The following is a 23,977-nucleotide window of genomic DNA, read 5'->3' on the forward strand; positions in this document are numbered from 1 at the left end:
CGTGCGGGAGGACGCGGTCGACGCCGTCGGCCGGCGCGGCGTCGCGATCACCCGCGAGGACCCCGACAACCCCTCGCGCGACGAGTGGATCTTCGACGCGCGGACCCACGAGTTCCTCGGCGAGCGCAGCGTGGCCACCGAGGACTACTCCAACATCGAGGAGGGCACCGTCACCAGCAACACCGCCGTCCTGCGCCGGGCCGTCGTGGACAGGCCGGGCGAGCGCCCGTAACACGTGCGCAGCCCGGCGTAACGGGTCAGGCTGGTGCCATGACCGGTTCCATCGAACAGGGCATCAGCCAGACCCACGGGAACACGCACATCCTGCACTTCCTGGTGCGTCTTCCCCGGCCCATGGAACAGGTCTGGCCCGCACTGGCCACGAGCGACGGGCTCGCGGCCTGGTTCACCCCGGCCGACGTGCTCGAACCCCGCCTCGGCGGCACGGTCACCCTGCGTGACGTCGGCTCCGGACACGTGACCGCCTGGGACGTGGACCGGGTCGCCGAGTACACGGTGGAGGACGGTGGCCGGATCCGCTTCCACCTGGAGCGCGACGGAGACGAGGGCAGCGCCCTGCGGTTCACCCACGAGTTCGAGGGCGAGCAGGAGTCGGAGCCGCGCTGGCGCGCCCGATTCGAACGTCTGATCGCATTCCTGGAGGCCGGCGCCCCGTAGCAGGCCGACGGCTCACTCACCGATGTCCTCGTTCCACAGAGCCGAGTGCGTGGCGATGAAGGCGCGCATCATCGCCACGCACTCGGGATCGTCGACGAGCACGATCTTCACGCCGTGCTCCGCCAGCCAGTCGTGCCCGCCATGAAAGGTGACGGCCTCGCCGATCACCACCCGCGAGATCCCGAACTGCCGGACCAGGCCGGAGCAGTACCAGCACGGGGAGAGCGTCGTCACCATCGTCGTACCGCGGTAGGAGCGCTGCCGCCCGGCGTTGCGGAACGCGGCCGTCTCCGCGTGCATCGAGGGGTCGTCGTCCTGGACGCGCCGGTTGTGGCCGCGGCCGAGCAGAGTGCCGTCGGGGGCGTACAGCGCGGCGCCGATCGGGATGCCGCCCTCGGCCAGCCCGGCGCGGGCCTCGGCGACGGCGGTGGCGAGCCATGCGCGGGACTGTGCCTGATCCATACGTCCACTCTGCTGGCGCGCAGGCACCGGGGCAACGTGCCCGAGGCGGCCCCGACGGTCACCCCCTTACCGGGGTGGTGTTACTGGCGTTCCAGCACCGCGTAGTCCACGAAGCTGCGGCGGTATCGGGTGTGGCGGGTTTCCTGGGTGTGCCTGCGCTGCCACTCCTCCACCTCCGCCGGGGCGAGGCGCGGCCCCGACCTCGCCCCGCAGTCGGCTTCCTCACCCGAGACACACCGCGCCTCGTACTCCGGCTCCGCAGACGGTCCTGGAACATCGAGTACGGCACGTAACGGAACACCCGGCGCCGGACGCCCTCCGGGTGCGCCTGCGCCTGATGTCGGCGCAGCAGTACGTCCGCGTCCGTCTCCGAGCTCCCGTCCGACCGGGCCCGCGCCTCCTCCCGCAACGCCGCCAACTCCGCGCACGACGCACACCCGGGGACCGGCACCGGCGGACATGCCGCCGAAACGCCGTTCTCTGAGCGGTGGTTGGCCGCCCGCACGTTCGCGCTCAGCCGTTCCTCCGGCGTCGCCGTGCGGATGCGCGTCGGGTCCGCCTGCCACTCCCGGCCGCCGCCGACGGGGCGCAGCATCGCGTACGGGCCCGCCTTGCCGCGGTACTCGCCGACCCTGTCCGACCGGGGGTCGTAGACGAATGTCCCTGTCTCGAACTGCTCAACCATGTCCACTCCGAGCACGCTTCATTACGCTGGGTGTATCGAGCGTCGCCCAGGGGAACCGTCCGCATCAATGCATCACGTGTGCCACGCGGCACTGTCACGGAGGGGGAACCTGTGACCCAACGCAACGCCGACTCAATGGCAGGGGTCAGCAACGCCGCGCTGTTCGGCGAGTTACTACGGCACTTCCGCGAGGCCGCGTTTCTCACGCAGGAGGCGCTGGCGAGCCAGATCCCCTGCGACCGGTCGCTTGTGGCGCGGGTGGAGGCGGGGACGAGGGTTCCGCAGGACGCGTTCGCGAAGAAGTGCGATGAAGTGCTGGGCACGAGTGGGGCGTTGCTGCGGCTGTGGGGGCGGATCGATTGGTATCCGCAGGTGGAGCATCCGGATTGGTTCGAGCGGCGCGTCCGCATGGATGCCGAGGCCATTGCTGTGCTTGCATACCAGGCTCACGTCATGCCGGGCCTGTTGCAGACAGAGGACTACGCACGAGCCCTGTTCTCCCGTCACATTGTGAGCGCTGACGAGGTAGAGGAGCGCGTCAAGGCCCGGCTGAGCCGACAACAGCGCTTTCTCGCCCCAGACGGTCCCCTGTTCGTCGCGGTGCTGGACGAGAGCTGCCTGCGCACAATGGTGGGCAGTAAGGCGATCATGCAGGAGCAGTTCGCCCACCTACTGGACGCGGGTCGGCGTCCCAACATCCGAATTCAGGTGGTGCCCGCCCATGACCCCGACATCGACCGCCCCAACACTTCCATGTCGTTGATCACGCTGCCGGACGGACACCAGTGGGTGTACTCAGAGTCGCTGGACCGTGGTCACTTCAACGACAATCCGGCCCTCTTCGCCCGCCATCGCCAGACCTATGATGTGCTCAGGGCTGATGCTCTGTCGGCCCGCGAATCAGCTGCTCTGATCAGCGACTTGATGGAGAGGTACGAGCACTATGAACAGTCAGGATCTCAGCGCGGCGATCTGGATCAAGAGCAGCTACAGCGGAACAAACGGCGGCGACTGCATAGAAATCGCCCCCGCTATCCCCGCCGTCGTCCCCATCCGCGACAGCAAGAACCCTGACGGCCCCGTCCTCGTCGTCCGCCGCGAGGCGTGGTCCGCGTTCACCGCGACTCTGCGCTGATCGACCGCCAGATCCGTTCCGGCAGGACACGCGCCGCCTCGTCGAGGTCGACGTCGCCGACGGCCAGCCAACGGCGGGCGGTGCCGATGACGGGGCCGAGGACGAGGCTCTCGATCAGTGCCGGCGGCAGGGGCGCGATCTCGCCCTTCTCGACGTACAGGCCGATCCAGTCCGACAGCGGCGACAGCCTGGCCTCCTGGGCGTCGCGGAGTTGTCTGGCCTGCGTCATTCCGAGGCGGTCGGCGCGGGAGGAGTGCAGCAGCATGCCTACTTCCCGGTGCTCCTGGATGAAGCCCAGGTAGGTCCTCACGATGGCGCGGACACCGGTCCGGGCGCTGCGGGAACGTTTCAGGGCGATGACCATCTCGCCCAGCAGCCGTTCCAGCCAGCGCATCAGCAGGGCGTTGACGAGGCCGTCGATGCTGCCGAAGTGGTGGTAGAGGCTGCCCAGGCTGACCCCGCTGGCCTTGGTGACGGCGCTGACCGTCAGGCCCTGCTCACCCGACTCGGCGTACACGCGCAGCGCGGCGTCCAGGAGTAGTTCGGCGGTGGCCTCGCCACGTTGCTGCTTGGGGCTCATACGGCCAGCGTAGATCACCTTCTCCGGCATGCGGGTTCGGTGAATGTCTGGAGTGACTTTCTAGAAAGACATTCCAGAACGATGAGCTGATGCTCCACACTTGTCCGCATCGCCTCACGACTTGGAGCCGCCGGTGCCGTCCTCGCCCAAGACCCCCTCCGCTCCCGTTCCGTCGCGCGGCTCCCGATGGCTGGGGGCGTTAGGAGCCGCTGCAGCGACCGTATTACTGGTGACGTCGACCAGCGGATGCGCCGCCGGCGACAACGCCGGCGACTCCTCCGCCTACGCGAGCAGCTCGGCGCCCTACGACTCCAGCACCGAGGACCCGTACACGGAGGACGAGTACACCGAGGACGAGCCAACCGAGGACGAGTACACCGACGAGCCGTACACGGAAGACCCGTACACCGAAGAAGACCCCTCCGCCGACGACCCCTACGGCACCGAGACCGAGGCCCCCGACCCGTACGAGTCCGGCACCTGCCTCAACGGAACGCTGCCCAACTCCACCACCGCACAGGAGGTCAGCGACGTAGAGGAGGTCTCCTGCTCGGCATCCGACGCCCACTACCAGGTGATCGAGACGATCCCCTTCACCTCGGACATGAGCCGCTGCAACAGCAACCCCAGGACGGAGTACGCCTTCTCCTCCCGGTACACCCTCAACGGCGCGACCATCAACGAGTACGTGTACTGCCTGATCGGCCTCGGCTCGTACGCGCAGTACTGACACTCAGCCTCAGCTGTCGTCGCCGTCCTTCTTCTTGTCCCGGTCCTCCCGGTCCTCCCGGTCCTCCCGGTCCTCGTCGGAAAGGGACTTCAGGAACTCCGGGTTGTCGTCCGGCGCGACCCACTGCTGCCGGCGTCCGCCGGCCGCCCAGCCGCCGGGGCGGCCCGGGCCGGCCGGGTGGCGCTTTTTGCCCGCGATCAGCCAGGAGATCGACCCGACGAGCGGGAACAGCAGCACGAGGATCGCCCACAGCGGCTTGGGCATGTGCCGGATGTCCTTCTCGTCGGTGCTGATGCAGTCGATGAACGCATACACGCTCAGTGCCAGCGGCACCACGAACATCAGGATCCGGAGCATCAGCACTCCCTTTGTGGAACGGTGGTCGGGAGCCGCGCGTACGGCCCCCGTGACGGGGCCAGGGTAGCCCCTCGGGGATACTTGGCCCCATGGCATACGACGATCTTCGCTCCCTGCTCAGGGCACTGGAGCGCGAGGGGGACCTGAAGCGCATCAAGGTGGAGGTCGACCCGTATCTGGAGATCGGGGAGATCGTCGACCGGGTGCAGAAGGCGGGCGGTCCCGCGCTGCTCTTCGAGAAGGTGAAGGGGTCGTCGATGCCCCTCGCCATGAACGTCTTCGGGACCGACCGCCGGCTGCTGAAGGCCCTGGGCCTGAAGTCGTACGGCGAGATCAGCGACAAGATCGGCGGGCTGCTGAAGCCGGAGCTGCCGCACGGGTTCGTCGGTGTGCGCGAGGCCTTCGGCAAGCTCGGCGCAATGACCCACGTACCGCCGAAGAAGGTCAAATCCGACAACGCGCCCGTCCAGGAAGTGGTGCTGCGCGGCGACGACGTCGACCTCGACGCGCTCCCCGCCCTCTTCACCTGGCCGCAGGACGGCGGCTCCTTCTTCAACCTGGGGCTGACCCACACCAAGGACCCGGAGACCGGGATCCGCAACCTCGGCCTGTACCGCCTCCAGCGCCACGACAAGCGCACCATCGGCATGCACTGGCAGATCCACAAGGACAGCCGCAACCACTACCAGGTCGCCGCGAGGCGAGGCGAGCGGCTCCCGGTCGCGATCGCCTTCGGCTGCCCGCCCGCCGTCACCTACGCCTCCACCGCCCCCCTCCCCGGCGACATCGACGAGTACCTCTTCGCCGGGTTCATCGCGGGCAAGCGGATCGAGATGGTCGACTGCAAGACCGTGCCGCTCCAGGTGCCGGCGCAGGCGGAGGTCGTCATCGAGGGCTGGCTGGAGCCCGGTGAGATGCTGCCCGAGGGCCCGTTCGGCGACCACACCGGCTTCTACACGCCGCAGGAGCCGTTCCCGGCGCTGAAGATCGACTGCGTGACGATGCGGAAACGGCCCCTCCTGCAGTCGATCGTCGTAGGCCGCCCCCCGACGGAGGACGGACCCCTCGGCCGTGCGACCGAGCGTTTCTTCCTCCCCCTGCTGAAGATCATCATCCCGGACATCGTGGACTACCACCTGCCCGAGGCAGGCGGTTTCCACAACTGCGCGATCGTGTCGATCGACAAGAAGTACCCCAAGCACGCGCAGAAGGTGATGCACGCGGTCTGGGGTGCGCACATGATGTCCCTGACCAAACTGATCGTGGTCGTCGACGCCGACTGTGACGTCCATGATCTGCACGAGGTCGCCTGGCGGGCCCTCGGCAACACGGACTACGCCCGCGACCTCACGGTCGTCGAAGGCCCCGTCGACCATCTCGACCACGCCTCCTACCAGCAGTTCTGGGGCGGCAAGGCGGGCATCGACGCGACGAAGAAGTGGCCCGAGGAGGGCTACACGCGCGACGGCGGCTGGCCGGACATGGTGCTGTCCGACCCCGATACGGCGGCGAAGGTCGACCGCCGCTGGAAGGAGTACGGACTGTGAGTTCGGCTTCCGCGGCGCTCCCGCAGCCGGGGCGCACGAAGGCGTTCCTGCGCCTGGTGATGATCGAGCACTCCGTCTTCGCGCTTCCCTTCGCCTACATCGCCGCTCTCACCGCGATGTACGAGTGGGACAGGAACATCCACTGGGGACGGCTGTTCCTCGTCACGCTCGCGATGGTGGGCCTGCGCACCTTCGCGATGGCCGTCAACCGGATCATCGACCGCGAGATCGACGCGCGGAACCCCCGAACGGCCCACCGTGAGCTGGTGACGGGCGCGATGTCGGTACGGCACGCCTGGACCGGCGCCCTCATCGCCCTGGTGGTCTTCCTCGGTGCGGCGGCCCTGCTCAACCCCCTCTGCCTGGCCCTGGCCCCCGTCGCGGTGATCCCGATGGTGGTCTACCCGTACGGCAAACGGTTCACGAACTTCCCCCAGGCCATCCTCGGTCTCGCCCAGGCCATGGGCCCGGTCGGCGGCTGGCTGGCCATCACCGGCGAGTGGTCCTGGGAGGCGGTGATCCTGGGCCTGGCCGTCGGCATCTGGATCGGCGGCTTCGACCTGATCTACGCCTGCCAGGACGTCGAGACCGACCGCGAGGTCGGCGTCATGTCGGTCCCGGCCCGCTTCGGGATCCCGGCGGCGATCTGGGGGGCGCGGGTCTGCCACGCCGTGACGACGGCGCTGTTCGTCTGGTACGCCGTGGTGACCGACGCGGGCACGTTCTTCTGGCTGGGCCTGCTGATCGTCGCCGGCGCGTTCCTGTACGAGCACACCATCGTCCGCCCGCACGACCTGTCCCGCCTGAACCGCGCGTTCTTCAGCGTCAACGGGTTCATCGGCATTGCCCTCTTCGTGTGCGCGCTGCTGGATCTCCTGGTCCGGGGTCTGACGGTGTGAACAGCGTTCGGCCTGCCATCGAGGGCAGGACCCCGGAGGCACCCCACCGGTCCTGAAGACCTTTCCGTCCACCGGTACGCTCAAGGTGTGAACGCAGGAGAAACGCAGCGCGTGCCTTGGATCGTGGGGGTGTCCGGGGCGTCCGGTACGCCCTATGCCGCCGCTGTGCTGCGGGCGCTGCTGGATGCGGGGGAGAGCGTCGACCTGGTCATCAGCAGGGCCTCTCGGCTCACGCTGCTCGACGAGACCGGCCTGCCCTTCCGGGACGCGCACTGGCAGGACGACCTGCGGGAATGGCTCGCGCGAGGGGCCGACGGGAAACCGGACGCCTTCGCCGTGGACATCTCGGGCGTACGGCACTGGAGTGCCGGGGACCTGGCCGCCGGGCCGTCCTCGGGGTCGTACCCCACGAAGGGCATGCTCATCGTCCCCGCCTCCACGGCCTGCGTCGCCGGTGTCGCGCTCGGGCTGTCCAAGGACCTCCTCCAGCGGGCGGCGAGCGTGACGCTCAAGGAGCGCCGGGCCCTCGTCGTCGCCGTACGGGAGACGCCGTTGAACGGGCAGACCCTGCGGCACCTCGTCGCCCTGGACGACGCGGGCGCCACCGTCGTGCCGGCCTCGCCGGCCTTCTACGCGGGCGCCACCCACATCCAGGACCTCGTCGACTTCGTCGCCGGACGTGTCCTCGACGCGGCGGGCGTCCCGCACACGCTCTACCGCCGCTGGAAGGGCGAACTGGGCGGCGGGTCCCGCACCACCTAACGCCTGATCAACTCCAGGAACTCGTCAGACTCTTCAGCGGAAGGCTTCGATCGCATGGACGCCGTGGACAGGCAGCTCATCCAGGCCCTGAGGGAGAACGGCCGGGCCTCCTACGCGGAGCTGGGGCGCCTCGTCGGCCTGTCGGGCCCCAGCGTCACCGACCGCATCAACCGGCTGGAGGCGGCCGGTGTCATCACCGGCTACCGCGCCACCGTGAACGCCGCCTCGCTCGGTCTCGGCGTCACCGCCCTGATCGGCATCTCGCTCTCCGACGCCGCCGACCACGAGGACGTGGCACGCCGGCTGAAGGACCTGCCGGAGATCGAGGACTGCTGGTTCATCGCCGGCGACGACTCCTTCATGCTCAAGGTGCGTGCGACGGACGTCGACGGGCTGGAGAGGATCATCCGACGGCTGAGCGGGACCAAGGGCGTGTCCAGGACCCGTACCACCATCGTGCTCTCCACCAAGTGGGAGAACCGGGTGGGCGAGCTGCCGGAAGAGGTGTAGGCGCGCAGCGCCGCATGGGGGCATCTCCCGCCCGAAGGGCGGGGGGTACGGTTGGGCGAGTTGTCGTGGAAAGGGCGAACGTATGGACGTCGGGCTCAAGCGCGAGCTGGAGGAGAAGGTCCGCTCCGGTGAGCGGCTGACCCGCGAGGACGGCATCGCACTGTACGAGTCGGACGACCTCGCCTGGCTCGGCGGACTCGCCCACGAGGTGCGGACGCGGAAGAACGGCGACGTCGTGCACTTCAACGTCAACCGGCACCTCAACATGACGAACGTGTGCACCGCGTCCTGCGCCTACTGCTCCTTCCAGCGCAAGCCGGGCGAGAAGGACGCGTACACGATGCGCATCGAGGAGGCCGTCAAGCTCGCCAAGGCGATGGAGGGCGAGAACCTCACCGAGCTGCACATCGTCAACGGGCTGCACCCCAACCTGCCGTGGCGCTACTACCCGCGCTCCCTGCGCGAGCTGAAGGCGGCCCTGCCGAACGTCTCCCTGAAGGCCTTCACGGCCACGGAGATCCACCACTTCGAGACCATCTCGGGGCTCAGCGCCTCCGAGATCCTGGACGAGCTGATCGACGCCGGCCTGGAGTCCCTCACCGGCGGCGGTGCCGAGATCTTCGACTGGGAGGTCCGGCAGCACATCGTGGATCACCGGACCCACTGGGAGGACTGGTCCCGTATCCACCGGCTGGCGCACGAAAAGGGTCTCAAGACCCCCTGCACCATGCTGTACGGCCACATCGAGGAGCCGAGGCATCGGGTCGACCATGTCCTCCGCCTCCGTGAGCTGCAGGACGAGACCGGCGGCTTCCAGGTCTTCATCCCGCTGCGCTACCAGCACGACTTCGTCGACATGAAGGACGGGAAGGTACGCAACCGGCTGCAGGCCAGGACCGCGATGGCGACCCCCGCCGAGGCCCTGAAGACCTTCGCCGTCTCCCGGCTGCTGTTCGACAACGTCCCGCACGTCAAGGTCTTCTGGGTCATGCACGGCCTGCAGACCGCCCAGCTCGCCCTCCAGCACGGCGCCGACGACATGGACGGCTCGGTCGTCGAGTACAAGATCACGCACGATGCCGACAACTACGGCACCCCGAACAAGCTGACCCGCGACGACCTGCTGGACCTGATCCGCGACGCGGGCTTCCGCCCGGTGGAGCGGAACACGCGGTACGAGATCATCCGCGAGTACGAGGGCGCCGACCCGGCGCGCCGGGAGTCACCGCAGCCGATGCGGGTGTGAGGGGGGCGCCCCTGGGCTGGGACACTCCCGCAACCAGGGGTACCCGGGCTCCATGGTGAGCACAAAGGCCCCCGAGGATGCCTACACAGCCGCCCCCTTCGTCCCCGAACGTGCCGGCCTCCCCGCCCTGCGCCGGGCCGCCGCCGGTTGCCGGGGCTGCCCGCTGCACCGGGACGCCACGCAGACCGTGTTCGGCGCCGGGGCCGAGGATGCCCGGGTGATGCTCGTAGGCGAGCAACCCGGCGACCAGGAGGACCGGCAGGGCAAGCCGTTCGTCGGTCCCGCCGGCCGCCTACTGGACCGCGCGCTGCATGAGGCCGGCATAGACCCAGCGGACGCGTACGTCACCAATGCCGTGAAGCACTTCAAGTTCACCCAGGCCGAGCCCCGCAAGCGCCGTATCCACAAGACGCCGACCCTCCGGGAGATGACCGCGTGCGGCCCCTGGCTGGCCGCCGAGCTGGCCGTCGTGGAGCCCGAGCTGATCGTGATCCTGGGCGCGACCGCGGGGAAGGCGCTGCTGGGCTCGTCGTTCCGGGTCGGGGAGGTACGAGGGGCGCTGCTGGAGCGCGAGATCCACGGCCGGCCGGAGAAGCTGGTGGCGACGGTGCATCCGTCGTCGGTGCTGCGGGCGCAGGACGACAAGGACCGGAAGGCCGCGTACGAGGGGCTGGTCGCTGATCTGAAAGTGGCGGCGCGAGCGCTGTCGTAATAGCTACTATGGCGCCGTGTCCCTTACTGTCACACTCGACCCCGCCGTCGACCCCGCCCTCCACGACGGCATCCTCGACCTCTGGACCGATGTGTCCAACGCGGGCGGAGCCGTCGGCTTCGTCCCCCCGGTGAGCCGGGAGGCGATTCGGCCGGAGCTGGTGAAGCAGCTGGTCGCCCTCAGTGAGGGCCGGGCCCGGCTGCTCGTCGGGCACGACGAGGGCGGGCGGGTGGCCGCGACCGCGTTCCTCACCTTCAACACGCACCGGCTCATGACGCACTGGCTGTGGCTGTACACGGTGATGGTGCATCCGCGCCACCAGGGCAAGGGCTACGGCCGTGACCTGCTGGCCGCCGCCGCGGACGCGGCCCGTACGCTCGACGGGATCGAGGCGATACGGCTCACCTGCCGGGGCGGGCTGGGCCTGGAGCGGTTCTACGGCTCCTGCGGCTACAAGGAGGTCGGCCGCGTGCCCGGCGCCATCCGGGTGGGGCCGGGGGACGACCGGGACGACATCACGATGCTGCTGCCTCTGGCCTGACCGTACGCACCCCCTTCCAAGATCGGCGCAGTGGCGTGCTTCACTGGAGGGTGCCCTTTGGTGACGTTCGGGAACGGAAGAGTGGATTGAGATGCTCCGCTACACACTGATGCGCCTCGGAATCTTCGCAGGCTGCTTCGTGGTCGTCTGGGGCCTCGTCTACTCCGGCCTCGCCCCGCGCGGACTGGGCGCCTCCAACGGCATCTGGGTCCTGCTGCTCGCCCTCCTCCTCTCCGCGCCGATCAGCTTCGTGGTGCTGCGCAAGGAGCGGGACCGGGCCTCCGTCCGGATCGTGCAGAAGGTCGACCGGGTGAAGGCCAACCTGGAGGCCAACCGCAGCCAGGAGGACGCCGCCGACGACTCGGCCCGGGCGCAGGGGCAGACGTCGTAAGGTCCGTCACACGCCTGCAGGTGCCCCGGTTTCCGGACCCCGGAAACCGGGGCGCTTTGCGTTGTTCGGGGCATAGTCGTCTCCTGCCTCTCAAAGCCAGGCTTTGAGGTCCCCAAACTTCAGGTGTTACGGTCTCCAGCATGGAGTCCGCAGCTGTGTCCGCCACGCCCCGGAGCGTTCCGCTCGTGGGGCGTCTGCACGTGGACCTCTGCCGGTGCGCGTCCGCGACCTGTCGCCTCTGACGTCCTGCGACCCTCGCGCCTTACGCCAGTCCCCTCACGTCAGCCCCTGCGCATCCCCAACGGAGCATGTCCGTGTCCGCGAACACGAAGTCCTTCAAGCTGCCCTTCTGGGCCCAGATAATCGCCGGTCTCGTCCTCGGCGTCCTGCTCGGCTGGATAGCCAGAAGCCAGGACCTGTCCTGGCTCGTCACCACCCTCGAGAAGGTCGGCGACACCTTCATCGGGCTGCTGAAGCTCGCCGTCGCCCCGCTCGTCTTCTTCGCGATCCTCGTGTCGATCACCAACCTGCGGAAGGTGAACAACGCGGCCCGTCTGGCCTCGCGCACCCTCCTCTGGTTCATGATCACGTCGCTGATCGCGGTGGCCGTCGGCATCGTCATCGGCCTGGTCACCAACCCGGGTGCCGGCACCGGCCTCACCCCGCAGGACGGCGCGAAGCCCGAGAGCACCGGTTCCTGGATCGACTTCCTGACCGGCATCGTGCCGACCGATGTGATCACCCCGTTCACCGAGCTGAACGTGCTGCAGATCGTCTTCATGGCCGCCGTCGCCGGTATCGCCGCCCTCCAGCTCGGCGAGAAGGCCCAGCCGATCCTCACCCTGAGCGAGTCCGTCCTCGAACTCCTCCAGAAGGCCCTGTGGTGGGTCATCCGCCTCGCCCCGCTCGGCACCGTCGGCCTCATCGGCAACGCCATCGCCACCTACGGCTGGGACCTGATCGGCCAGTACGCCACCTTCACCGCCGACATCTACGTCGGCTGCGCGATCGTGCTGTTCGTGGTCTACCCGGTGCTGCTGGCGACCGTCGCCAAGGCCAGTCCGCTGCAGTTCTTCAAGGGCGCCTGGCCGGCCATCCAGCTGGCCTTCGTCTCCCGGTCGTCGGTGGGCACGATGCCGCTGACCCAGAAGGTCACCGAACGCCTCGGCGTCCCCAAGGAGTACGCGTCCTTCGCCGTGCCGTTCGGCGCCACGACCAAGATGGACGGCTGCGCCGCCATCTACCCGGCGATCGCCGCGATCTTCGTCGCGCAGATCTTCGACATCCAGCTGGGCGTCGGTGACTACCTGCTGATCGCGTTCGTCTCGGTGGTCGGCTCCGCCGCCACGGCGGGCCTGACCGGCGCCACGGTGATGCTGACCCTCACCCTGTCCACCCTCGGCCTGCCCATGGAAGGCGTCGGTCTGCTCCTGGCCATCGACCCGATCCTGGACATGATGCGGACCGCGACCAACGTCGCCGGACAAGTTGTATGCCCGTTGCTGGTGGCGTCGCGAGAGAAGATCTTGGACCGCGACAAGTACAACAGCGTCTCAACGGCCCCTGTCGACGCGGACGAACCCCAGGTGATGGCTGCCGCCGCCTGATAGCGGACGGTGCGGCAGTCTCATCGCGCCATTGATCCGGGCCTCGTTCCTCGACGGAACGGGGCCCGGCTGTTCGATGGGCTGGATCAGAACGGAAGCTCCGGCTTGGCTGCGCCTCGCTTGATGGTCATGACCTGTTCGTGGAAGTCGCGCGTGGCGGTTTCGCGCGGGTACCTGGCGCGTAGCTCCTTGTCCAACTCGTCGGCGACTAAAAGCAGGGACGGAAGGGACTTGCGGTCGGCTTCCAGAGCCGTGGTACCCATGCCGATGGCTTCTTCGATCTCGCCCATGCGGGCGGCGGCGACTCCGAGGGTGAGGCGGGCCTCTGCTGCGCGCATGGGTGAGATCTCAGTGCCGTCGGGGCCGGTGCTGATGCGGATCACTGACCGGGCGTGGGCGGCGGCGCGCTCGTCGTCCCCGAGGAGACGGTAGGCGTCCATCTCGTAGAAGTCCCACTTGTCGGGGTCGATGATGAAGTGGTGTTCAGGGTGGTCGGGCTTGGGGAGCCGGTCCAGCCTCGCGCGTCCGGCGTCAAGGGACTCGCGGACGAGGCGGCCGTCTCCCATGCGTGCTGCGGCGCGTGCCTTGTGAGCGTAGAGCTGGACGCCGACCGAGTGTGTCTGGTCGGCCACGTGTCCGGCTTCGACGGCGTTGAGCATGTCTTGCCAACGGCTCTGGGTGAGGGCAAACCAGGCCTCGATCTCCCATGCCCAAGCCATGATCTCGCCGTGCCCGGCCTCTTCGCCGATCCGCAGTGCGGCGGCCTTGCTGAGGTTGGCGGCCTCGCGCTGGCCCCGGTCGTACTGGACGCACGCATTCAGCAGGAACAGCCATCCGGTGTCGACCAGTAGTTCTCGATGCTGCCGCAGGGTCATCCGGCCTTCGAGCTGTTTGGTGACGTACTGCAAGCCGTTGCGGGTGCGCTCGTGTAGGTAATCGGCGTTGGCATACGGGTAGGCGCGGGCGAGTTGGTCAATGCCTTGCTCGATCGACTCCAGGGCCGCGCTGTTGATGCTGGACATCTCCGTGCGTCGCAACATCTCCGCGATGTCCCATATGCCTGCCCCACCCTGCGCGATCAGGGTGCTTGGGTCTTCCACCTGGGTGGTTCTCGCCGGTCGTTCCAACTCCCATGGGCGTGGGGCGAGTCCTGCGAGATGACCGGGGATGCGTAGGCCGTCCACCACTTCCAGGATCTTGTGGAACTGGGTGATCCGTGGGCGGACGCCCTTGCCGTCGGTCTCTGGTCGGGCCATCTTGCCGATGTGCTCGCGCTTGTAACCGACGGCCTCGGCGATCTTGGCGTAGCTGATGTTTCCGTGGATCTTGGCCAGTCTGAAGACTTCGCCGAAGTCGTGGTTGGCGATCGCCGACCGCACGTCTGCGCGTTCCAGAACGTGAGGCGGGAGAGCTGCCGGTGTCGGTGCAGCTGTGGTCATCTCACTTCCCCATTTGTGATTGACCCAACGTCTGATCCTGTTTGATCCGCTCTTTCGATCTTCGCGCCCTGTCCGTCTCGCGAGTGTACCCATGAGGGGGGTCCCCAAGAGGGGGGAGCGACAGCCGGTACGCGGGGTGCACTCTCGGGTCCCCTGCCGGGAGAGACTCGGCGGGCGTGACCTGAGACGGGACCATGTCATGGACGCGAGTAGAACGCGGCGGCATGAGCACGTGGTGAAGGAGCTGGACGCATACGCTCACTGGTTCGCGGCGCCCGATCCGTCCTCTGGCGGGCACTTCCTGGCATTGACGCTGTTCGCCGAGTGCGGTGACGCGGCACGCATTGCTCGGGACTCGACGTCCGTGTTCCTGCGGGGCGTGATTGCGGGTGAAGTCGTGTATGACGCCCGACTGGCGGTCTCGGAACTGGTCGGGAACGTCGTGAACCATGCGGTGCCGGAGCGCCATCTGGCCCGTGCGGGCGGCTGTCGGCGCATCGACGTTACTTTCAAGCTGTATCCGAAGTGGCTCTTCATCGGGGTCGCGGATGAGGACTCGACGCCCCCGTTGCTTCCCATGGGTGACGCGCTTTCGCCTGAGTTGGTGGGCGAGTTGACGGAAGCGGTCTTACCCGACAGTGGCCGTGGATTGATGATCACTCAGCGGGTGGCGGCGGCGGTCTGGTGGACCCCCAATGGGGGCGGAGGCAAGACGGTCTGGTGCCGCTTCGACCTGGACGGCGGAGCTGGGGACTGCATGTCTTGATGATCTCCGGGCTGGCGCCTCCGCGTTGCTCCCTCAGGAGCGGGCGGCAGTCCGGGGCTGGAGGGTGCTCCCTCCGGTGAACGGGGCGTGGCCTCCTGGGACTGTCCGCCGGGCTCCCCACCCGGACCCAAGAGGCCGCGCTTCACAACCCCATACCGAGTCCGGACCACCCCCGCGCCTGCCAGCAACCGGGGTGGTCCGGGAGGGGACGCAGCGGTCCCCGGTGCCAGATGGTACCGGGGTCGTTGTGCTGTGCATCTGCCCTGGGCCAAAGAGAGTTGATGATCTGTTACCTAGCGGGAGTGACAAGGTGACTGGCTCGGGTGAGGACTGGATCCGTGAGGGCCTGGACGTGGCGGGCGCGGAGTTTGGGCTGTGGGTGCGTGGCGTCGACTACATGGCGGGCTGGCGCGAGGCACGCGAGGCTGCGGACCGGTTGAACCGGGCGTTGCTGGGTGCGGGCTTCGAGCTGTCCGAGTTACGGGCCGTGGCCTCGACGGACGAGGACGGGGGCGGGCTCGTGAGGCTGGCGGGCTGGCCGGACGCCGTGGAGCGGTTCGCCGGGCTCCTGGAGAGGCTCGCTGACGGCGAGGGTGGTGCAGCGTGAGGGGCCTTTCCGCTGGTGAGCGCCGCGCGTGGGCACGTCGCCGGCCGGAGAGACTTTGGGCTGGAGCTGCCATGGGGCGAGTGAACAGGGGGCCTTACGCTGGCCCGGCGAATCGGGCAGGCACTGGCCCTGCCCGCGGTTGTGCCCGATTGGCCCCCTGTTCTTCGAGGCTCGCCCCATGGTGGCTGCCTAAAGTCTCGGAGGCCGTCGACCCCCAGCCCCGTGGGCCCCGGCCTGCGACGGCAGATCGACGCCTTGGTTCCCGAGGCGTGCTGCGGGTGGGGGCGCCCGGCGACCGGACGGGACCGGCGGTCACGCCGCACGCCCGGCCGGGGCGGCCGGGCGTCCCGGCGCGCCGCAGGCGCGCCCTTGAGGAAGTGAAGGCTGTTTCGACCGATGGTCGTTGTCGCTCAGGCGCGGGTGCGTCGCGCGGGCTGCTTGTCGGCGGTGATCCGGTAGGCGAGTTCGGCACGGTCCGCGCCGAAGCGCAGCTCTTCGAGGAACAGCGGGCGGTCGTCGGCACCGTGCGCGATGCGGGCGACGTGCAGGATCGGGGTAGCGTCTGGGAGTTGGAGCGTGGTCCGCTCGTCGGGCATCGGCATGCGCGCGCGTACCGTCTCGGTCCACGACAGCTTGTGTCCGGCCTGGGTCAGCACCCAGTAGATCGCTGCCGGAGGCTTGCACGGCTCCTCGCCGAGAAGCGGTACAGCTTCGGCGACCTCGAACGGGATCAGCGTTCGGTGCATGGCACGCGTCCCGGTGCTCGGGTCGATGAGCAGCCGGTCACAGCCGAACAGTGCTTCTTCCACGTCGAGTTGGAGGAGTCGGCCGGTGTCCTTCGTGGTGCGGCTGCGGTAGGTGCTCGGCTCCTCGGCTTCCTGCCAGACGTCGCTGTTGGGCATCACGAACTTGCCCTCGGCGGTGCGGCTGATGCGGCGCTCGATGGTGAGGTGGGGCTGTCCGCTGGAGCGTACGAAGCTGCCCTTGCCGTGGCGGACGTCGATGAGACCTTCCGAGCGCAGGGCTGCGATCGCATTGCGGACGGTGGGCCGGGAGACGCCGTAGCGGGCCATGAGTTGGGCCTCGGACGGAAGCAGGGAGTCGGGCGCGAACTCGCCGTACAGGATCGCCTCGCGGATCGCGGCGGCCACCTGCTGGTAGAGGGCTCCGGGGCGCTGGATCTCGGACATCTCGGCATCTCCGGGTGAGGTCGTAGTTACGTCGCACGCGCGACATCACTCGTCAGCATAAGTAGTTGCACGGGCGCCGTACAGGACTTCATAGTCGTAACTCGTAAGGACAAGTGACGTCAGGAGGAGTCTGGCGTCCTCAACTGGCCAGGGAGGCCAACGAAATGCAGTCCATTCCCGTGGACACGGCGCGGCTGGGCGTACTGCGGTGCGCCATCGCGCCCGAAGCGAAGATCACCAACCCCGAGACACAGGAGGTGAAGAGGGACCGGGATGGCAACCCGGTCTACACCGTGGCCGTCACCGTGCGGCAGGACGGGCGGCGTATCTCCGTCATCGAGATCGCCGTCAGCGGTGCCCCGAAGGGCATCGAGGAAGGACAGATCGTCAAGGTCACCGGTCTGACGGCGTTCGTCTGGTCGATGGGCGAGCGGCACGGCGTCAGCTTCCGCGCCGACTCCATCTCGCCCGTGCACGGCGGCCCGGCCAACGCCAAGGGCGGTAATGCGTGATGGGGCCGATCCTGCTCGCCTTCGCGCTCGCCGTGCTGGCCTGGGTGCTGGTCGTCGGTGACCTGGTGCGCCGACATCGTCCGATCTGGCACTGGTACCTGGTCGGCTACCCGGTCACCGCGTGCCGTGTGGTCGCGACCTGGCGCAAGGTCGCCATGCTCAACGACCTCGCTGTCTCCCGTCGTCCGCCGCGCGGGCTGCTCGGGGACCTGGTGGTCAAGGGTGATCCGCTGCGGCCGGTGGCTCCCCGGTTCTCGTTCCCGCGCGCCACGCGCATGGGTCTGACCGTGACGGTGCGGCTGCACGCGGGGCAGACCCCGGCGACGTACATGAAGGCGGCTGACGCCCTGGTGCACGCGTGGAAGGTCCACGCGGTCCGGGTCACCTCCCCGGAACGCGGGCTCGTGCTGCTGACGGCGACGGCCACGGATCCGCTGGAACGGCCCGGGTTAGCCACGGCTCCGGTCGAACTCCTCTCGGCGCTCGTCGGCGTCCTGGAGAGCGGCGGTGCCTGGGTGATGAACCTGCGGCTGGTGCCGCACTGGTTGATCGCCGGGGCTACCCGGTCCGGCAAGTCGACCCTGCTGGCCCGGCTGATCACCCAACTCGCCGGGCAGCCTGTCGCCCTGGTTGGGATCGACTGCAAGGGCGGCATGGAGCTCGGCCTGTTCGCCGGGCGGTTGAGCGCGCTGGCGACCTGTCGCCGCGAAGCGGTCGCCGTGCTGTCCGCCCTCGTGGTCGACATGCAGGACCGGATGAGCGCGTGCCGGTCGGCCGGTGTCCGTTCGATCTGGGAGCTGCCCGAGAAGCTGCGGCCGGTGCCGGTCGTCGTGATCGTCGACGAGCTCGCCGAGCTGTACCTCTCGGATGGCACCCGCGAGAGCAAGGCAGAGGCGGAGCAGTGCTCCACGCTCCTACTCCGTCTGGGCCAGCTCGGGGCGGCGCTCGGCATGCACCTGGTCGTTGCCGGACAGCGGGTCGGCTCCGATCTCGGACCCGGCGTCACCGCCCTGAGGGCGCAGCTCAGCGGGCGCATCTGCCATCGCGTCAATGACCCCGGCACGGCCGAGATGACCTTGGGCGACCTGAACAAGGACGCTGTGGCCGTCGCTCAGTCGATCACGGCGGAGGAACGCGGCGTGGCCGTCTGCACCGGCCCGGAGGGCGGCTGGAGCCGCGCCCGCTCCCACCTCACCCCGACCGAGGAAGCCGTGTCGACGGCCCGGAAGCACGCAGCCATGACCCCGGAACTGCCCGCCATAACCCGCGCCCTCGCGGTGCTGGAAGGAGACGACAAGTGATCAGCACAGGTACCGCCGTTTCCCTCGTCGTGGTCTTCGGGATCATCACCTTCCTCCTCATCCGCTCGCGCGACGTGCGGATCTGGGAAGCGGCCTGCATCACCCTGTTCGGCCTGTACCTCGGCCAGACCCCGGTCAGCCTCACGATCAACGGCTTCGTGACCTGGTTCGTCAGCGGCTTCAGCCACTTCTGAGCAGGAAGGACCCCCACACCATGCCCATGCCTCGCGTGAGGTGCCCGCACTGCAAGGGCGACGGCGCCCGTAGGACCTGGACCGGACGGCTCCGGCGCTGCCGCGTCTGCCGCGGCACCGGCACCATCCGCTGAACATCACCCCGCCCGACCACGCAAGGGAGCGATCCCCATGACCGACAACGCGCCACCACCCATCCACCGTGCCGCTTCGGCGGCCCACCCCGGAAGGTCACCACCATCACCCCGGAGTTCACCCCGGCTGACAGGCGCGCCGTCCTCGACCGCGCGGCGCGCCTGCGTCAGCTTCCCGAAGCAGACCGCGACGCAATCCGCCTCGCCCAAGACCCGAAGTTCCCGCGCCTGTTGGAGCAGATCACCGCTACTGGCGGCTGCTCCCATCCTGTCCACCTCTCCGGCTCGACCGCCACCCTGGACGGCACAACCGGCGAGATCCTTCACCACTACGACACCCGCACCGAACCCGGCGAACGCCTCCTCATCCGCTGCCGCAACCGACGCGCAACCGTCTGCCCCGCCTGCTCCCGCCTCCACGCCGGAGACACCTACCACCTCGTCCGTGCAGGCCTCCTCGGCGGCAAGAACGTCCCCGCGACCGTCCGCTACCGCCCGCGGCTCTTCGTCACCCTGACAGCCCCGTCCTTTGGGCCCGTCCACCGTGCCGGGGGCGTGTGCCGTCCCCGCCGCGACGGTGGCACTTGCGAACACGGAAGGCCCCTCGGCTGTGGCACTGTCCACGCCCCGGACGCTGCCGTCGTCGGCCAACCGCTCTGCCCCGACTGCTACGACTACACCGCCCACGTGCTGTGGCACGCGCACGCCGCCAAGCTGTGGGACCGGTTCGTCATCGACGTCCGGCGGCGGCTCGCCTCCTCCGTCGGCCTCGTACAGTCCCACTTCGCACGGCATGCCCGGCTGTCCTTCGCCCGTGTCGCCGAGTACCAGAAGCGGGCGGCCGTCCACGTGCACGCTGTCGTCCGCCTCGACGGCCCGGCCGGACCCGACGACGAACCCCCGGCCTGGGGCACTGCGGAACTGCTCATCGACGCCGTGCGCGCATCCGCCCGGCGGGTCCTGGTCCACACCCCCTACAGCCCGGCCGTGGGTGAGCTGGCGTTGCGCTGGGGCGCTCAGGTCGATGCCCGGCCCCTGCGCGCCAACGGTGACGGACCCGACGATGACGCGGTCGCCGCGTACGTGGCCAAGTACGTCACCAAAGGAGCGAGCGAAACAGGCGCCGGCACCGACCACCCGCTCACCACGTGGGCCGCGATCGAGTCGGCGCCCGTGAGCGAACACGTCCGCACCCTCATGCGGACCTGTTGGCGCCTCGGTGGCCTCCCCGAGTACGCGTCCCTCCGCCTGCGGGACTGGGCTCACACGCTCGGCTACCGGGGCCACATCCTCACCAAGTCCCGTGCCTACTCGACCACCTACGCAGCGCTCCGCGCCGAACGTGCCCACCACATGGGCCACGCGGACCTGACCGACGCGGTCACCGAACGGCAATGGCGTTACATCGGCTCCGGCCACACCCCCGGCGCTGCCCTCATCGCAGCGGGAATTGCTGCGGACCTGGCGGAGAACCGGGAGCAAGCACGTTCCTATCGGGGCGCTTATGGCTAATGAGCCCTTGCAGCCGGTTCCTGATTGGATTGCTGAGATCCTCCAACGCTGGGTACCGCCCAAGGACTATGACATCCGCATGACTGCTGTCGTCGATAGCTACGTTGCCGACCGCTTCGAGCCGGTTACTTCGGCGAAGCCTCATGCGACGCACCGACCGGCGTGATCTTGATTGAGGTGATCTCTGGCGGCTTGCGCCTACCACGGCCGATGCTGAAAACGTCAACGTGGTCGATTACGGTCGCCACGATGGCGCGGCGGCGTTCGAGGTTCCCGGGCTCGTCGTCCTTCCAGACTGCAAGTACATCCGTCTCGGCGCGGGATCGACGGATCACCGTGGTGGCTTCGCGCGTGCGTAGGGTCTGGAGCTCTGTGCGAAGGTGAGCCAAGGAATCGAAGTAGTCTTCGTCCTCCATGTCTCCTTCCTTCCAGCGACCTCGAAGTGCCCGGATGCGCTTTTCCAACAGGTTGATCTCATCTGTGAGATCCTCTGCTGGCACTTCTTCCTTCCGAGGCAGACGGGATTGCAGCGCCGCCTCGATCACCTCGTTGAGTCGCTCCTCGATCCACTCGTACTTGCGGCTCACCTTGCCGCAGCCCAAGTGGCCGTTCCTGCCACGCTGCCCCGAGTGACAGAACGTCCGCCGGAAAGTTCGTCCCTGGATAGTCGCCCACTGGACGCGCATGACGGATCCGCAATACCCGCACCGCAGGAAGCCGGAGTACAGGTGCTTCCGCTTACCCGACCCTTGCGCCGCCGGTGTGGCTCGTCCATCGAGCAGAGTCTGGACGTTCTCCCACTGCTCGCGGGTCAGAGGGGCGCCATAGATGCTGTCTCCGATGTCCTGGCCCTTGTAGGTGACGATCCCCCCGGTCCGTTCCGACCGATACACACGCTTCACTGACTGGATCGTCCAGGCGCCACCCTGCGGAGTCGTAGAGCCCTCGGAGTTCCAGTACCGAGCCACATCGCCGGGTGTCTTCGGGTTCCGGTCCATCAGCATGCGATAACCCTTGCGAATCAGGTCGGTTTCGCCTTCGTCCAGCTCCTTGAAGTACGAACCCTCCTTGAAACCAAACTGCCTCTTCCCGCCAGCGTGCGGCTTGCCCTGCTCTCTGCGCTGCAAGAGGGAGTTGTTCACCCGCTCCGACATGCGCTCTGTCTCCTGCTGAGCCACCGCGCCCTTGATCGTGAGGATCATGCGGCCGTTGGCTGTCGACGTGTCCTCGCCCTCCGTCGTGGCGAACGCGAACCCGTGTTCCTTCTGCTCTTCGAGGAAGCTGGTCAGTTCGCTGATCCGACGCGTCAGGCGGTCGATGGAGTAGACGACGATCCCGTCAATGAGGCCGTCGCGGGCGTCTCGGAGCATCTCTGTGTACTGCGGGCGTCGGCGCTTGCTTGTGGTAGACGCCGATACGTCGTTTTCCGGGTAGACCTTGAGAACACCCCACCCCATACGCTCGCACAGCTCCCGGCACGCCTTCTCCTGGCGCTGGATGCCGAGTTCCTGGCCCTTGCGGTCCTTGCTGATTCGTACGTAGATCCCCACACGCTTCGGCTTGGCCATGTCTCCCCCCGGGTCACAGATGGTGTGCCTGCGTCATGGACAACGTGCATACAAAGAATACGGTTACGAACGTCGCCGGGCAGGCCCTGGTGCCGGTGCTCGTCTCTGCCCGCGAGGGCCTGCTCGACCGCAACGCCTATGACAAGGCGGCGAGTTCCCCGGTGGACGAGCCGCAGCAGGTGACGGTCGCCGCCTGACCGGGCGCCGCCGGTGCTGCGCGGACCGTACGCTGATCCCCATGGGTGCCGTGAAGACCAAGCGGATGCCGCGTGCGGTCCGTGAGCAGCAGATGCTGGATGCCGCCGTGCAAACCTTCGGACAGCGGGGGTACATGGCCGCGTCGATGGACGACATCGCCGAACTCGCGGGCGTGTCCAAGCCGTTGGTGTACCTCTACCTCAACTCCAAGGACGACCTCTTCACCGCCTGCATCCGCCGCGAGGCCAAGGCGCTCACCGCCGCCGTCCGGGCCGGCGTGCACCCCGAACTGCCCGCCGACCGCCAGCTCTGGGAAGGCCTGCTGGCGTTCTTCACCCACACCGCCCGGCACCCCGACGGCTGGTCCGTACTGCACCTGCAGGCCCGCACCCACGGCGAGACCTTCGCCGCCGAGGTCACCGCGATGCGCACGGAGATCGTCACGTTCGTGACGCAGCTGATCGCCGTCGCCGCCCGCGAGGCCCACCGGGACCCGGATCTGCCCGACAAGGAGGTCGCCGGGCTGGCCGAGGCCCTGGTCGGCGCCGCCGAGTCGCTGGCCACCTGGGCCAACGCCACCCCCGGCGTCACGGCCCGGCAGGCGGCGGCGACCCTGATGAACTTCGCCTGGGCGGGGCTGGGCGACCTGATGGCGGGGCGGGCCTGGTCACCGCCGTCCGCGTGAGGTGAGCGGGAACACCTCGCCGGTCACACACCGGCGTTCCCCGCTCCGGAGTTCGAACCGCCCGCCGTCCGCCGCGTACTTCACCGTCCCCGGCAGCAGCACCGGCGCCCGGAACTGTGCCCGTACCAGCACCGCGTCGGGCGTCCCGTGCGCGGCGAGGCAGCGGGCCACGGTCCACATGCCGTGCGCGAGGGGCCGGCGGAAGCCGAACAGGCGGGCGGTGAGCGGGTACAGGTGGATCGGGTTGCGGTCGCCGGAGACGGCACCGTACCGCCGCCCGATGTCACCGCCGAGCCGCCACTCGGCGCGGACCGGCAGCGGGGCGTGCTCGGTCCCGTTCGAGGGCCGGACGCCGGTGCGGTGCCGCGCGAGATAGGTGCTCCTCGACTCCCATACGACCTCCCCGCCGGCCCGCGCCTCGGTCGCGACCGTCGCCTCCGTCCCGCGCCGATGTGGAGCCAGTCCGTCGACGCACACGGCGAGTTCGTACTCCCCGGTGGCCGGGAGCGCGGCATGGCGGCTGATCTCCACCGAGGTGTGGACCAGGCCGAGCAGCGGCAGCGGGAAGTGCCGGTCGCTCATCAGGCGCATGGCGAGCGGGAAGCCGAGGACGTGCGGATACGTGAGGGGCAGGGCGTCCTCTCCGGTCGGGAAGCCGCACACCCGCTCGTAGGCGGCGAGCCGGGCCAGGTCGACGCGTACGCCGGACAGGACCAGGCGAGTGCGGGGGAAACCGGCGTCCGGGCGGGGCTGTTTGAAGGGGGAGAGCAGCGCGCCTCGCGCGAGGGAACGGACCTGGCCGGGTGCGGTGCCGGTGCAGCTCAGGTGGCGGTCGGCCATGGGTACCCCTGTCCTCGCTGTTTACTCTGGAGTAAGGTTACCGCAGGTAAGCCCAAGCCCTGTCCGGCCCCGAGCTGCACACCCCCGTCCCCGGACCACCTCGGAAGCACCCCCGAACCCGCGCAATCTCCCCACGCGGGCCCCGTAGGATCTCCGCCCACCGGCGGACGACGGACGAGCCGCGCCGCC

General features: G+C 68.6%; 29 protein-coding genes and 2 pseudogenes. 23 read left to right on the top strand and 8 right to left on the bottom strand.

The annotated features are described in order from the left end of the window. Nucleotides 1-232 (top strand): annotated as a pseudogene (locus tag ACTWQJ_RS04885) (CU044_5270 family protein); the annotation flags it as partial. A gap of 38 nt (nt 233-270) precedes the next feature. After that, nucleotides 271-678 carry an SRPBCC domain-containing protein gene (locus ACTWQJ_RS04890; protein WP_443305362.1) on the top strand — a complete coding sequence of 136 codons (408 nt, stop codon included), beginning with the start codon at nt 271-273 and terminating at the stop codon, nt 676-678. A gap of 12 nt (nt 679-690) precedes the next feature. Here the strand turns inward: ACTWQJ_RS04890 and ACTWQJ_RS04895 are convergent, their stop codons facing one another. Both ACTWQJ_RS04895 and ACTWQJ_RS04900 read right to left on the bottom strand, forming a co-directional pair. Continuing rightward, nucleotides 691-1,140 carry a nucleoside deaminase gene (locus ACTWQJ_RS04895; RefSeq protein WP_443305363.1) on the bottom strand — a complete coding sequence of 150 codons (450 nt, stop codon included), beginning with the start codon at nt 1,138-1,140 and terminating at the stop codon, nt 691-693. An 80-nt stretch (nt 1,141-1,220) separates the two neighbouring features. Continuing rightward, the gene (locus ACTWQJ_RS04900) at nt 1,221-1,601 is read right to left on the bottom strand and encodes a DUF7848 domain-containing protein (RefSeq protein ID WP_443305365.1); all 381 of its coding nucleotides are present in this window, start codon (nt 1,599-1,601) and stop codon (nt 1,221-1,223) included. Nucleotides 1,602-1,960: 359 nt separating this feature from the next. Here ACTWQJ_RS04900 and ACTWQJ_RS04905 point away from each other — a divergent pair, with 359 nt between their 5' ends. Then, nucleotides 1,961-2,899 (top strand): helix-turn-helix domain-containing protein, encoded by a 939-nt coding sequence (locus tag ACTWQJ_RS04905; protein ID WP_443305402.1) that lies wholly within the window; start codon nt 1,961-1,963, stop codon nt 2,897-2,899. Next, nucleotides 2,859-2,960, top strand: coding sequence for a DUF397 domain-containing protein (locus ACTWQJ_RS04910; protein ID WP_443305403.1), 102 nt, complete (start codon nt 2,859-2,861; stop codon nt 2,958-2,960). The genes ACTWQJ_RS04905 and ACTWQJ_RS04910 overlap by 41 nt, the downstream gene beginning before the upstream one ends. On the opposite strand, the gene ACTWQJ_RS04915 is transcribed toward ACTWQJ_RS04910, so the two are convergent. Beyond that, nucleotides 2,941-3,540, bottom strand: coding sequence for a TetR/AcrR family transcriptional regulator (locus ACTWQJ_RS04915; RefSeq protein WP_443305366.1), 600 nt, complete (start codon nt 3,538-3,540; stop codon nt 2,941-2,943). The two genes, ACTWQJ_RS04910 and ACTWQJ_RS04915, sit on opposite strands and share 20 nt — an antisense overlap. Nucleotides 3,541-3,769: 229 nt before the next feature. Between ACTWQJ_RS04915 and ACTWQJ_RS04920 the strand changes: the two genes are divergently transcribed. Continuing rightward, the gene (locus ACTWQJ_RS04920) at nt 3,770-4,270 is read left to right on the top strand and encodes an LppU/SCO3897 family protein (RefSeq protein ID WP_443305367.1); all 501 of its coding nucleotides are present in this window, start codon (nt 3,770-3,772) and stop codon (nt 4,268-4,270) included. 9 nt (nt 4,271-4,279) lie between these two features. On the opposite strand, the gene ACTWQJ_RS04925 is transcribed toward ACTWQJ_RS04920, so the two are convergent. Further along, nucleotides 4,280-4,627 (bottom strand): PLD nuclease N-terminal domain-containing protein, encoded by a 348-nt coding sequence (locus ACTWQJ_RS04925; RefSeq protein WP_443305368.1) that lies wholly within the window; start codon nt 4,625-4,627, stop codon nt 4,280-4,282. An 89-nt stretch (nt 4,628-4,716) separates the two neighbouring features. Here ACTWQJ_RS04925 and ACTWQJ_RS04930 point away from each other — a divergent pair, with 89 nt between their 5' ends. The 10 genes from ACTWQJ_RS04930 to ACTWQJ_RS04975 all read left to right on the top strand — a co-directional run bounded on the left by ACTWQJ_RS04930 (nt 4,717) and on the right by ACTWQJ_RS04975 (nt 12,842). Further along, entirely contained in the window at nt 4,717-6,174 is a 1,458-nt protein-coding gene (locus ACTWQJ_RS04930) for a menaquinone biosynthesis decarboxylase (protein WP_443305370.1), read from the top strand. Beyond that, a complete protein-coding gene (gene mqnP / locus ACTWQJ_RS04935) occupies nt 6,171-7,073 on the top strand; it encodes a menaquinone biosynthesis prenyltransferase MqnP (protein ID WP_443305371.1) in 903 nt (300 codons plus the stop codon). The genes ACTWQJ_RS04930 and mqnP overlap by 4 nt, the downstream gene beginning before the upstream one ends. Before the next feature lie 111 nt (nt 7,074-7,184). Continuing rightward, entirely contained in the window at nt 7,185-7,835 is a 651-nt protein-coding gene (locus ACTWQJ_RS04940; RefSeq protein WP_443305373.1) for a UbiX family flavin prenyltransferase, read from the top strand. Nucleotides 7,836-7,889: 54 nt separating this feature from the next. After that, the gene (locus ACTWQJ_RS04945) at nt 7,890-8,345 is read left to right on the top strand and encodes an Lrp/AsnC family transcriptional regulator (protein WP_129799414.1); all 456 of its coding nucleotides are present in this window, start codon (nt 7,890-7,892) and stop codon (nt 8,343-8,345) included. Nucleotides 8,346-8,427: 82 nt separating this feature from the next. Beyond that, nucleotides 8,428-9,591 carry an aminofutalosine synthase MqnE gene (gene mqnE, locus ACTWQJ_RS04950; protein WP_443305374.1) on the top strand — a complete coding sequence of 388 codons (1,164 nt, stop codon included), beginning with the start codon at nt 8,428-8,430 and terminating at the stop codon, nt 9,589-9,591. Nucleotides 9,592-9,643: 52 nt separating this feature from the next. Next, nucleotides 9,644-10,303 (top strand): UdgX family uracil-DNA binding protein, encoded by a 660-nt coding sequence (locus tag ACTWQJ_RS04955; RefSeq protein WP_443305375.1) that lies wholly within the window; start codon nt 9,644-9,646, stop codon nt 10,301-10,303. A gap of 16 nt (nt 10,304-10,319) precedes the next feature. Continuing rightward, nucleotides 10,320-10,844, top strand: a complete 525-nt coding sequence (locus tag ACTWQJ_RS04960) for a GNAT family N-acetyltransferase (RefSeq protein WP_443305376.1) — start codon at nt 10,320-10,322, stop codon at nt 10,842-10,844. A gap of 91 nt (nt 10,845-10,935) precedes the next feature. Continuing rightward, nucleotides 10,936-11,235, top strand: a complete 300-nt coding sequence (locus ACTWQJ_RS04965) for a DUF4229 domain-containing protein (RefSeq protein ID WP_443305377.1) — start codon at nt 10,936-10,938, stop codon at nt 11,233-11,235. A 140-nt stretch (nt 11,236-11,375) separates the two neighbouring features. Beyond that, nucleotides 11,376-11,477: a putative leader peptide gene (locus tag ACTWQJ_RS04970; protein WP_443305378.1), complete on the top strand. Its 102-nt coding sequence runs from the start codon at nt 11,376-11,378 to the stop codon at nt 11,475-11,477. A 66-nt stretch (nt 11,478-11,543) separates the two neighbouring features. Further along, nucleotides 11,544-12,842, top strand: coding sequence for a dicarboxylate/amino acid:cation symporter (locus ACTWQJ_RS04975; protein WP_443305379.1), 1,299 nt, complete (start codon nt 11,544-11,546; stop codon nt 12,840-12,842). 86 nt (nt 12,843-12,928) lie between these two features. Here the strand turns inward: ACTWQJ_RS04975 and ACTWQJ_RS04980 are convergent, their stop codons facing one another. After that, nucleotides 12,929-14,374, bottom strand: a complete 1,446-nt coding sequence (locus ACTWQJ_RS04980) for a tetratricopeptide repeat protein (protein ID WP_443305380.1) — start codon at nt 14,372-14,374, stop codon at nt 12,929-12,931. Between the two features lie 106 nt (nt 14,375-14,480). Between ACTWQJ_RS04980 and ACTWQJ_RS04985 the strand changes: the two genes are divergently transcribed. Together ACTWQJ_RS04985 and ACTWQJ_RS04990 are read left to right on the top strand one after the other, a co-directional pair. Next, a complete protein-coding gene (locus tag ACTWQJ_RS04985) occupies nt 14,481-15,047 on the top strand; it encodes an ATP-binding protein (RefSeq protein ID WP_443305381.1) in 567 nt (188 codons plus the stop codon). A gap of 310 nt (nt 15,048-15,357) precedes the next feature. After that, nucleotides 15,358-15,654, top strand: coding sequence for a hypothetical protein (locus ACTWQJ_RS04990; protein WP_443305382.1), 297 nt, complete (start codon nt 15,358-15,360; stop codon nt 15,652-15,654). Between the two features lie 410 nt (nt 15,655-16,064). Here the strand turns inward: ACTWQJ_RS04990 and ACTWQJ_RS04995 are convergent, their stop codons facing one another. Continuing rightward, nucleotides 16,065-16,844, bottom strand: coding sequence for a GntR family transcriptional regulator (locus tag ACTWQJ_RS04995; protein WP_443305383.1), 780 nt, complete (start codon nt 16,842-16,844; stop codon nt 16,065-16,067). A gap of 164 nt (nt 16,845-17,008) precedes the next feature. On the opposite strand from ACTWQJ_RS04995, the gene ACTWQJ_RS05000 reads away from it, so the two are divergent. From ACTWQJ_RS05000 to ACTWQJ_RS05015, 4 genes are all read left to right on the top strand, one after another. Then, nucleotides 17,009-17,356 carry an SCO3933 family regulatory protein gene (locus ACTWQJ_RS05000; protein WP_443305384.1) on the top strand — a complete coding sequence of 116 codons (348 nt, stop codon included), beginning with the start codon at nt 17,009-17,011 and terminating at the stop codon, nt 17,354-17,356. After that, the gene (locus tag ACTWQJ_RS05005; RefSeq protein WP_443305404.1) at nt 17,356-18,657 is read left to right on the top strand and encodes an FtsK/SpoIIIE domain-containing protein; all 1,302 of its coding nucleotides are present in this window, start codon (nt 17,356-17,358) and stop codon (nt 18,655-18,657) included. The genes ACTWQJ_RS05000 and ACTWQJ_RS05005 overlap by 1 nt, the downstream gene beginning before the upstream one ends. After that, complete coding sequence (locus tag ACTWQJ_RS05010; RefSeq protein WP_443305385.1) at nt 18,654-18,851, top strand: hypothetical protein; 198 nt, start codon at nt 18,654-18,656, stop codon at nt 18,849-18,851. Before ACTWQJ_RS05005 ends, ACTWQJ_RS05010 begins: the two co-directional genes overlap by 4 nt. A gap of 296 nt (nt 18,852-19,147) precedes the next feature. Then, nucleotides 19,148-20,497: a replication initiator gene (locus ACTWQJ_RS05015; RefSeq protein WP_443305405.1), complete on the top strand. Its 1,350-nt coding sequence runs from the start codon at nt 19,148-19,150 to the stop codon at nt 20,495-20,497. Nucleotides 20,498-20,622: 125 nt separating this feature from the next. Here ACTWQJ_RS05015 and ACTWQJ_RS05020 read toward each other — a convergent pair whose 3' ends face one another. Further along, nucleotides 20,623-22,065: a recombinase family protein gene (locus tag ACTWQJ_RS05020; protein ID WP_443305386.1), complete on the bottom strand. Its 1,443-nt coding sequence runs from the start codon at nt 22,063-22,065 to the stop codon at nt 20,623-20,625. 59 nt (nt 22,066-22,124) lie between these two features. Between ACTWQJ_RS05020 and ACTWQJ_RS05025 the strand changes: the two are divergent. Continuing rightward, a pseudogene (locus tag ACTWQJ_RS05025) lies at nt 22,125-22,262 on the top strand (dicarboxylate/amino acid:cation symporter); the annotation flags it as partial. A gap of 41 nt (nt 22,263-22,303) precedes the next feature. Next, the gene (locus ACTWQJ_RS05030) at nt 22,304-22,948 is read left to right on the top strand and encodes a TetR/AcrR family transcriptional regulator (protein WP_443305387.1); all 645 of its coding nucleotides are present in this window, start codon (nt 22,304-22,306) and stop codon (nt 22,946-22,948) included. On the opposite strand, the gene ACTWQJ_RS05035 is transcribed toward ACTWQJ_RS05030, so the two are convergent. Further along, nucleotides 22,931-23,788 (bottom strand): MaoC family dehydratase, encoded by an 858-nt coding sequence (locus ACTWQJ_RS05035; protein ID WP_443305388.1) that lies wholly within the window; start codon nt 23,786-23,788, stop codon nt 22,931-22,933. The genes ACTWQJ_RS05030 and ACTWQJ_RS05035 overlap by 18 nt on opposite strands. Nucleotides 23,789-23,977 lie beyond the last annotated feature (189 nt).

Origin of the sequence: Streptomyces sp. KR55, assembly GCF_052245645.1 — a bacterium.
GTDB lineage: Bacteria > Actinomycetota > Actinomycetes > Streptomycetales > Streptomycetaceae > Streptomyces > Streptomyces flavusporus.